Origin of the sequence: Prevotella sp. AM23-5 (assembly GCF_003473645.1) — a bacterium.
Taxonomy (GTDB): Bacteria; Bacteroidota; Bacteroidia; order Bacteroidales; family Bacteroidaceae; genus Prevotella; species Prevotella copri_A.
The window spans coordinates 41,552-50,781 of record NZ_QUCG01000023.1 but is presented as its reverse complement, the minus strand read 5'-3'; the positions used below and the strand labels follow the sequence as shown (position 1 = coordinate 50,781).

Below are 9,230 nucleotides of genomic sequence, written 5' to 3'. Positions count from 1 at the left end.
GATTACATAAGAATTAACAGAGTATTGATGAAGAAGTTATTATTGTTTATAGCTGGAATCTCAATCCTGTTTTTAGCAGGTTGTTCCAATGGAAATCAGAGTCATGGCAATGAGGGAATGGGAGACAGCCTCCCTGCTGATCCTCCATTGGGTTATGTCATAGAGTTAAAGCCTTTGGGAATTTTCTCACATCAGGAGGCTGAACAGTTGAGAGAAGAACTCGTGAAGCAGTTGGGTTTCATTTTCAATAAGGTACCAAAGGCTTGGGTGGAGGCATCTGTATTTGTTGGAGACAAGAAAGAAATACCTGCCTCATGTCTCTACAAACCAAGAAACAGGTATTGGGCTGGGGGGATCCTGAAAATGTTGCATGAAGAGCATGGAGGTAATGATGAAATCGTAACGATAGGTTTGACGCATCGAGACATCTCTACTTCTATTCATGGACAATACAACTATGGAATCATGGGATTGAGTTTCCGACCAGGTGACGCCTGTGTGGTTTCAACCTTCCGCTTGAAACGAAAGGATGACTTATGGAAAGTAACAATCCATGAATTCCTGCATTCTCGTGGCTTGCCGCATTGCAAGAAGGATGCCCCGAAGTGCCTGATGCAGGATGCCCATGGCAAGAATACCTTCTACATGAAACATGGGTTGTGCGAGGATTGCAAGAACTCTTTGAGGATGATTATGACTCATCAAGAGAGATAATTCAATTTTCCAGCACTCTATCGTGCCTTGAATATAATCCAAGGCACGATTTTCTGATATTTCTTATGAGGATGCTGGGTATCATCGCCTATATTATGCGGTTTGCCGTCGGGGGTGCGATAGAAACTGTGGCAATTGCCACCGGTGATGTAGATAGCATCGGCGAAACCGTATTCGCGCAGGGCATCGGCGAAATCCCAGAGGGTTTCGGGATGACGGGTCTCTATATAATATAGGTGGTCGTCGGAAGTTCTTGCCAAGGCACGGCGCTCCACCTTGCCGTGAAGCTGGAACTTGGCTGGCAATACTCCATCAGATACCAGGATAAACTGGCGGAAGAAACTGCCGCCCCGTTCCTCTACGTAATCCTTCACCTTGTCGCTTCTCGAAATTCCCAGCACGATGTTGCCATTCGCCATCGCACAATAGCCCAGGCGGGAAACATCCGATGCCAGTTCCTTGCCGTTCATTACCAGACTGCCCAGATATTCGTTGGTGCTGGTGTGATCGGCACTCCGGCTGTACATCCATACACTCATGTCGGTGGTATCAGGTTCTACCATGGAAATCTCGGCCTGCAGATTTTCCAGGCGATACATGTTGAGCGCTACGCCCAGGATGGAATCGGAAGATAACGTGATGGTAGGCTTGCCGCCTTTGTTATGGGCAGCCAGTTTCTGAATGTTCTTTTCGGGCGTTACCGAGATAGGCACACCTATATTATAATAGTAATTATAGAGTCGCCAACCAGCGTATGCTGCAAAGCAGAACACCACGGATGCGAAGATGCTGAGGGCTATCCATCTCCATTTATGGGGATGAGGATGGGGAGTTTCTTCTGATGATGAGGCTGAAGAATCCTTTGGGGCAGATTCAGGCGCATCCTGCTCGATGATGACATCCGAGTCATCATCTACAATAATGAGTCCCTTCTTGCTGTTGCCTTCGAAGTCCTGGATGAAAATCTTATCGTCGTTCATGAGTTACCTCCTTCCTTTTCTAAAGTTAATTCTTCTTCTGTTTCCAACTTCTCTTTCAGATTTTTAAGTGCATCCTTGGATGCCTTGATGAGGATATCCTTTTCCAATCGGCTATTGGAGAGGATGATTCTCTGAAGTCCTGGGTTGACCTTGAAGATATAGTCGCGGTTGATGATGAGACTTTTGCCTACCCGATAGAACGGACTGTAGTTGAGGGCGGTCAACTTGTCCATCAGGTCGTGCAACTGGCTGATCACATTCTCTTTTTTGCCATTGGCAAGGAATATGTCGGAGTAGTTTCCATCGCCTTTGATGAAAATGATCTCATCGGTTGGAATCCGGATGATTTCGCTGTTGGTTGTTATTTTAAGCCATTCCATATTTTCATTGATAGTCTTTTCTGTTCATACCCTTGTCTCCTTATTAAGGACAGGAGCAATAAGTTGCAGGCAAAGATACAAGTTTTCTTTTGAACAACCAAACGTAATTGCAACTATTTTTCTCCGTTTTTATGCAAATTCTTGCAGAAAAGTAAGCAAAAAAGATAAAATTGCAGCAAAAAGCAATAATTTTTGGGATTTTATGCTTGATATTGTAGAAAAAGTCTTAACTTTGCAGCGGATTTGAGAGGATAAGCGGTTTTTGGCTGACAAAACGGTGAAAGATCATCGGGCTGGAAGATGAGAAATCATTGGGCTGGAAAGGAGCATCCCTTCTTTTCCATAAGATTCACTTATAACAACTTTATAAATTAAAAGATTCGATTATGAAAGTAGCAATTGTTGGTGCAAGTGGCGCTGTAGGACAGGAATTCCTGCGTATCCTTGCTGAGAGAAATTTCCCTATGGATGATTTGGTGTTGTTTGGTTCTGAGCGTTCTGCCGGACGAAAATACAACTTCAAGGGAAAGGACTATGAGGTCAAACTTTTGCAGCATAACGATGACTTTAAAGATGTCGATATTGCTTTCACATCTGCTGGTGGCGGCACTTCTGAGGAGTTTGCCGAGACTATCACCAAGTATGGTGCCGTGATGATTGATAACTCTAGCGCATTCCGTATGTGCGACGACGTGCCTCTGGTTGTGCCTGAGGTAAATGCTGAGGATGCCTTGAACCGCCCTCGCAACATCATCGCCAACCCTAACTGTACCACCATCATGATGGTAGTAGTGTTGAAGCCTATCGATGACTTAAGCCATATCAAGAAGATTCATATCTCTTCTTATCAGAGTGCTTCGGGTGCTGGTGCTGCTGCCATGGCTGAACTTGAGAAGCAGTATAAGGATATCATCGAGACTGGTAAGACTGAGCATATCAATAAGTTCCCTCATCAGTTGGCATATAATGTCATTCCACAGATTGACAAGATGACTCCTAACGATTACACCAAGGAGGAGATGAAGATGTATAACGAGACCCGCAAGATCATGCACTCTGATGTTCGCACCAGTGCTACCTGCGTTCGCGTTTCTTCACTTCGTTCTCACTCAGAGAGTGTATGGTTCGAGACAGAGAAGCCATTGGCAGTAGAGGACATCCGCAAGGCTTTGGAGGCTGCTCCAGGCGTAACTGTAAAGGATGATGCCCAGAACTACGTTTACCCAATGCCATTGGAGAGCGCCGGTAAGGACGATGTATATGTAGGTCGTATCCGCAAGGATTTGGCTGATGACAATGGTAACACATTGTGGTTGACCGGCGACCAGATTCGTAAGGGTGCTGCCCTGAATGCAGTTCAGATTGCTGAGTATTTGATTAAGGTGGGCAACGTAAAGTAATTACATGCTGGAAAGATTCAAACTTTTGCTCCAGGAGATGAACCGGGGCATTTATGAAAAAAATACTGAAATTTCGCTCTCGCTCCTTGCCGCTCTGGCAGGCGAGAGCGTTATTCTTTTAGGACCTCCGGGTGTGGCGAAGAGTATGGTGGCCAGACAGTTGAAGACGGCGTTCTGGGATGCTCGGAGTTTTGAGTATCTGATGTCACGCTTCTCTACGCCCGATGAAATCTTCGGTCCAGTGAGCATTCAGAAACTGAAGACTTCGGATACTTACGAGCGTGCGGTGGAGGGGTATCTGCCTACTGCCGATGTGGTTTTCCTGGATGAAATCTGGAAGGCGGGTCCTGCTATCCAGAACACGCTCCTCACGGTGATTAACGAGAAAATCTTCAGAAATGGCAATCGTGAAATTCATCTTCCGCTGAAGCTTCTCGTTGCGGCAAGTAATGAGCTGCCGGCTAAGGGAGAAGGACTGGAGGCGCTTTGGGACCGATTTGTGATTAGAATAGAGAGCCGACCGATTAAGCTGGAGAAGAATTTCCGTGCAATGCTGCTGGAATCTAATGAGTCTCACACGGATCTCACTGATTCCACGGATGAGGCTAATGTTATGTCCAAGAAGTCTTCTGTAAAGCAAACGCCAATGGGAGTAGAAACATCAGAAAGAGATTTGTTTATTTCTGAGAATACAAAGAAAAAATCTGTGAGATCTGTGAAATCCGTGTGCGATATAAGAATATCCCCTGAGGAGTATGCTGAATGGGCGGAGAAAATCTGTAAGATTGGCGTGAAGGAGGAGGTGCTCGATGCGATTTCTGCCATCCGTAAATCTCTGAGAGCCGTGAATGTGGATGAGGCTGCCGAGCGCAGAAATATCTATGTGAGCGACCGCCGATGGAAAAATATCGTTCGTCTGCTTCGCACTTCTGCCTTTATGCAGGATAGGGAAGAAGTGGATATCTGCGATCTGCTTCCTATCTACCATTGTCTGTGGCAGGAACCGGAAGAGCGGGATGCTATCCGAAGCATCGTAATCCGGGCACTCTTTTCTCCTTTTGCAGAAAAACTGGTGGAGATGAAGAATGCGCTTGCTGAGGATATCAAGTATCATCGGGTTCGCAGGAATCCTGATGATGGCAGAGATTATGAGGGGGAAATCGAAACCCTTTCGGATGGCTTGACTTCGCTGGAAAGGCAGTTGGGCGAGAATCTCTTTGTGTCTTCGGATGATAAGGCTGAAATCTCAGTTTATCTCCGTGATTTCTATAAGGAGTTGGCGTTTACCCGACAGGATACGATGAAACTTTATGAGGCATAATACCATAAAACTTTATGAGGTTTAATCGCCTCCAGTTACTTATACATTATTATATATAGAAGAACCAAAACATATATAGAAGAATCAAAACATATATAGAAGAACAAAAACATAATGAACGAACAGATAACTTTATCTCCAGAGTTGGAGGCTCGTGTTCACCAGGCGGTGGAGAATTTTATGCAGGGCTATGGCTGCTGCCAGTCGGTGGTAGCTGCCTTTGCCGATTTATATGGTCTTGATGATGAGATGGCGAAGCGCATTGGTGCCGGCTTCGGTGGTGGAGTTGGCAGAATGAGAATGATGTGTGGAGCCGTTTCGGGCATTGTGGTGCTCGTTGGCTTGGATTGCGGACAGACCGAGGGGGATGATCGCGAGGGAAAGTCGGCCTGCTACAAGGTGGTGCAGGATTTGTTAGCCAAATCGAAGGAGCAGAATGGCAGTATCATCTGTGCCGAGATTCTGGGCTTGAAGGGTCATGAAAAGGCGCAATCCAGCTATGTGGCTTCGGCAAGAACGGCAGAATACTACAAGTCTCGCCCTTGCGCTGCCAAAGTGGAGAGTGCTGCAAGAATCTTCGCAGAATATCTGATGGAGAAAGAGAAGGCTTAATCTTCCTATAATATATAAGAAGTTTTTTACCGATTTGGTGAAAAATATCGAATAAGATGAAATACCAGAATAACAAGGACTTGGCGGAAGCACAGTATTACTTGAAGATGCTAGACGACTTCTGCAAGTCGGGGCAGGTAAAGATTCCTGATCCGACAGGCGCAGCCATGCCTTGGGATTTGAAGGAAGACCCGCTGAAGGATTATCTGATTCATCTCTTTACCCTGAAAGTGACGATTCCGGAAACTGGCGAAGAGGTGCAGAAATTCGTGCGCCAGGTGGTGAACAGCAAAATCAAGAGCAAGGTATTCTATGATTGTGTGGGAAAGTTCATCGTGGAATGCGTTCATCACATGCGATTCCAACGCCAACGTGCCTGGACCGAAAGTCATCGGGCTGATGATGTGCTCGACTGGACTCCCTTTAAGAGAATGGATGAGCAGGTGTGGCTTCCGCTCATCGACCAGTTGGAGCAGGAACACCGGGAGGATGGATTCGATAAGTCTTTCTTCCTGAAACTGATGGCTGGCGATGGAGCTTCGAAACCCGAAAACTGGGAGCGTCTGGTAAGAGACTGGAAGGTGTGCATCGACCATCAGGTATTGAACAAACTGAAGGATTTTATCTCGCTCCGTCAGAATAACTTCGAAACGGGATTGGTTCGCATGATGGACCAGATAACCCGCAACATGAAGACGAAGGGCGTTTCGGAGCAGCGAGCCGTGCAAGCCTGGGAACTGATGACGAACGGATGGACGGAAACGGAGTTTGAACGCCGCCTGAACCAGGTGAAGATTCAGGATAAATATCCAGAAATCAAGGAGATTGTAGCGAAGATGGGGCGTGTGGCAGATGCCAACGGCAAAGATAGGCTCACTATCGCTTCGGGGGTGGAGATGAAGATGGAGCATTCCGCAGGAAGCGACATCGAGGGCATTACCGTGGGCGATGATCTCAACTCACTTCTTCCGTTGGAGTTGGCGCAATACAGCGACGAGGATATGGAGGGGCTTTTTATCTATAAGTATCGAACCCGCAGGCTCCAGACTTTCCGTTATAAGAGCGAAATGTCGAAGCCATCCCGCAAACTCGGCTTTACCCATGCTTCCCGAAAGGGTCCGATGATAGTCTGTCTGGATACTTCTGCGAGTATGTATGGAACGCCTGAAAGGATTTCTTCTACGCTGATTTCCCTGTTGGAAGAAACGGCAGAGGATTTGGAGCGGGATTGCTTTCTGATAGATTTCTCCGTGAGCACCCGTGCCATCGATTTGATGGCGAAGCGGAAGGCGGAGCGGTTGAAGAGGATTGGAATCACGGTTGTGGAGTCTACAGAAATTCCCGATAATTCTGCAGATTTATCTTCTGATGGTCAGGCTCATACGGGTCGTGGTGTCAGGCGCCAGCCTACTACAACCCATCTGCCTTTTATAGGCGGTGGAACTTCGGCAAAGAAGATGATGAACCAGATGTTTGATTTGCTCGATAACGATGGTCTGCATTATGTGAATGCCGATGTGCTTTGGATTACGGATTTCCTGATTCCGAATCCGCCGCAGCAGATGTTGGCGAGGTTCAAGGAGTATAAGGAAACGGGCACCAGGTTTTATGGCATCCGGATTGTTCGGGATGATGATAAGGAGCCGAATGAATGGAAGGATTATTTCAACCGGATTTATACCATTAAGTATAGACCGTTGAGGAGGTATTAGAAATATAAACAGTTCGCCCTGTAAAGGCAAAAACTTTGTACTTTCCAGGTACACTTAAAAGCTTTTGCCCTTACAGGGCGACATTCTTGCTTATGCGTAAACCCAGGGCGGTGCCCTGGGCTAGGAGCTTCTGCCCTTTCAGGGCGTATTACTGCGTTTTGTGTTTTTAAGCTTCCTTTTTCTGCGGAATCACCACCGAAGCTCCGATGCTGACGAGCAAGACGAGGATGATGAATACCAGCGAACTTACTGCATCAATCTCGAAGAAATCGTGGATGAGCATCTTTACACCGATGAACACCAGCAGCACGCTCACACCCACCTTCAAGTAGCGGAACTTATCGGCTATTGCTGCCAGCAGGAAGAAGAGGGCACGCAAGCCCAGGATGGCGAAGATGTTGGAGAAGAACACCACGAACGGGTCGAGCGAAACCGAGAATACGGCAGGGATACTGTCGAAAGCGAAAATCAGATCGCAGAACTCGATGAACACCACCGTCATTACCAGCGGTCCCAGGTGCAGACGTCGCTGCATGAACTTCACTACCGGATGATCCAAGGCATTGATTTCTTCCTTCTTGTTTCTGTTCAAGAACATCTTGGCACCGCTGTAAACCAGGAATCCTCCGAATACGAGCAATATCCAGGTGAATCGGCTGATGAGGGCTGCACCCGCAAAGATGAAGACGAAGCGAAGCACGATGGCACCCAGGATTCCCCAGTTCAATACGTGCTGGTAATCTTTCTTATCTACTCCGAACGAACTGAAAATCATCATCATCACGAAGAGATTATCCACTGAGAGCGTCTTCTCTATCAGATAACCCGAGATGTAAGAGATGGTCATGTAGTGGCGATATTGCTGCAGACTCCCTTCATAATCGTTCGGATCCAGTTTGAGATGAGAAGCATAGCGCGAGGCTATCAGTTTCAGGTCGTCGAAGTTCTCTATGCCGTGCACCATGTCGCCATGAAAGTAGATGAACACGGCGAAGGCGAGAGCGAGAATAATCCATACTGCCGTCCAGGAGCCAGCTTCCTTGATGGAAACCACATGCGCCTTTCGGTCGATGACCAGCATGTCTAATACGAGGATGGCGGCGATGAAAATCACGAAGCCCACCAAAAACATCGATTCAGTAAAAACATGTTCCATTTTTCTTTTTTCCTTTTTCCTTGTCTATTTTATATAATACCTAATTTTATAATCTAATCTTAATATTCATTTCATCCGTTGGAAACGTGGACGCAAAATTAGGAAAAATATCTGAAATAGCGAAAGTTATGAGGTAAAACTTAATTGAATTTAACGTGAAAGTTGAGAATGTAATGGGTTTGTAATATACCGACAAGCCTTGGACGGCGAAATGGAACAGCAAGGCTATCCCTTTCACCCATTTCACAGATCGTGATGCGCAATGGGCTGATAAGTTCCACGTTTGGCGCATGGATTGGAATGAGCAGAGCATCCGTCTTTATCTGGACGATGAACTTCTCAACGAAATTGGGTCAACTGCCACAACGCAAAGCACCCATCTCGTATTTTGGAAGCAGAAAAAGATGCTTTCTAGATATGAGATGGGTGCTTTTTTTAGATGTGAATAGCTTACTTCTTCTTGGTCAGCACATAGTGCTTAGCCATGGCGCCTTCAGGCTCAGTACCGAGCGAGTCGGTCATGATGAGGCTGTTGGCATCCTTCACCTTGAAGTAAGTAGTCTCGCCGCTGGATGGGCGGATGATTTCTACTACGTTGTTAGCCAATACCTTGAAGATACCGCTTGCTTCGTCGTGACCATCCTTGCGCTCCAGATAGTCGGCTGAGTACTGGTAGGTGCTGTCGGCATTGAGCGTCAATACAGTCTTGATTCCAGGACAATCGGCAGCAGGGAGAGTTCCCTCATAGGTGCCGGCGATGGAATCGAGCACGATATCGTTAGAATTGAGCGAATCATTTCCTGCATAGCTGAGGCTATCCTGATCAGCTCCCTGGCTATTTGTCTTCTTGCTATTGCAAGAGACAACTGACAATGCAGCGATAACGGCTGCAGTCAAAACTAATTTCTTTTTCATACTATACTGCTTTTTAAGTGAATTCTTTTCGCAAAAATAC

9 protein-coding genes and 1 pseudogene are annotated in these 9,230 nt (G+C 46.5%); 6 read left to right on the top strand and 4 right to left on the bottom strand.

The features are described 5' to 3' along the window. The coding region (locus DW657_RS07585; RefSeq protein WP_233546658.1) for a hypothetical protein at positions 1–714 on the top strand (714 nt) is incomplete at its 5' end. Positions 715–731: 17 nt separating this feature from the next. Here DW657_RS07585 and DW657_RS07580 read toward each other — a convergent pair. Then, on the bottom strand, positions 732–1,694 hold the full coding sequence (locus DW657_RS07580) for a hypothetical protein (protein ID WP_118312024.1): 963 nt from the start codon (positions 1,692–1,694) through the stop codon (positions 732–734). Further along, positions 1,691–2,074, bottom strand: coding sequence for a LytTR family transcriptional regulator DNA-binding domain-containing protein (locus DW657_RS07575; RefSeq protein WP_118312023.1), 384 nt, complete (start codon positions 2,072–2,074; stop codon positions 1,691–1,693). Before DW657_RS07575 ends, DW657_RS07580 begins: the two co-directional genes overlap by 4 nt. 386 nt (positions 2,075–2,460) lie before the next feature. Between DW657_RS07575 and DW657_RS07570 the strand changes: the two genes are divergently transcribed. From DW657_RS07570 to DW657_RS07555, 4 genes are all read left to right on the top strand, one after another. Next, positions 2,461–3,474, top strand: coding sequence for an aspartate-semialdehyde dehydrogenase (locus DW657_RS07570; RefSeq protein ID WP_118312022.1), 1,014 nt, complete (start codon positions 2,461–2,463; stop codon positions 3,472–3,474). 4 nt (positions 3,475–3,478) lie between these two features. Then, positions 3,479–4,795, top strand: coding sequence for an AAA family ATPase (locus DW657_RS07565; protein ID WP_118312021.1), 1,317 nt, complete (start codon positions 3,479–3,481; stop codon positions 4,793–4,795). 144 nt (positions 4,796–4,939) lie between these two features. Beyond that, complete coding sequence (locus DW657_RS07560; RefSeq protein ID WP_187360440.1) at positions 4,940–5,407, top strand: C-GCAxxG-C-C family protein; 468 nt, start codon at positions 4,940–4,942, stop codon at positions 5,405–5,407. Between the two features lie 56 nt (positions 5,408–5,463). Continuing rightward, positions 5,464–7,119, top strand: coding sequence for a kinase (locus DW657_RS07555; RefSeq protein WP_118312019.1), 1,656 nt, complete (start codon positions 5,464–5,466; stop codon positions 7,117–7,119). A 166-nt stretch (positions 7,120–7,285) separates the two neighbouring features. Here DW657_RS07555 and DW657_RS07550 read toward each other — a convergent pair whose 3' ends face one another. Then, positions 7,286–8,275, bottom strand: a complete 990-nt coding sequence (locus tag DW657_RS07550; RefSeq protein ID WP_118312018.1) for a TerC family protein — start codon at positions 8,273–8,275, stop codon at positions 7,286–7,288. A 188-nt stretch (positions 8,276–8,463) separates the two neighbouring features. Between DW657_RS07550 and DW657_RS18665 the strand changes: the two are divergent. Next, a pseudogene (locus tag DW657_RS18665) lies at positions 8,464–8,640 on the top strand (family 16 glycosylhydrolase); the annotation flags it as partial. Between the two features lie 85 nt (positions 8,641–8,725). Here the strand turns inward: DW657_RS18665 and DW657_RS07540 are convergent. Further along, the gene (locus DW657_RS07540) at positions 8,726–9,190 is read right to left on the bottom strand and encodes a copper resistance protein NlpE (protein ID WP_089544295.1); all 465 of its coding nucleotides are present in this window, start codon (positions 9,188–9,190) and stop codon (positions 8,726–8,728) included. Positions 9,191–9,230 lie beyond the last annotated feature (40 nt).

Bases quoted from the DNA above. Each gene is read 5' to 3' on its own strand.
- DW657_RS07580 (WP_118312024.1), bottom strand. From the start codon at position 1,694: ATGAACGACGATAAGATTTTCATCCAGGACTTCGAAGGCAACAGCAAG.
- DW657_RS07550 (WP_118312018.1), bottom strand. From the start codon at position 8,275: ATGGAACATGTTTTTACTGAATCGATGTTTTTGGTGGGCTTCGTGATT.
- DW657_RS07575 (WP_118312023.1), bottom strand. From the start codon at position 2,074: ATGGAATGGCTTAAAATAACAACCAACAGCGAAATCATCCGGATTCCA.
- DW657_RS07540 (WP_089544295.1), bottom strand. From the start codon at position 9,190: ATGAAAAAGAAATTAGTTTTGACTGCAGCCGTTATCGCTGCATTGTCA.
- DW657_RS07570 (WP_118312022.1), top strand. From the start codon at position 2,461: ATGAAAGTAGCAATTGTTGGTGCAAGTGGCGCTGTAGGACAGGAATTC.
- DW657_RS07565 (WP_118312021.1), top strand. From the start codon at position 3,479: ATGCTGGAAAGATTCAAACTTTTGCTCCAGGAGATGAACCGGGGCATT.
- DW657_RS07555 (WP_118312019.1), top strand. From the start codon at position 5,464: ATGAAATACCAGAATAACAAGGACTTGGCGGAAGCACAGTATTACTTG.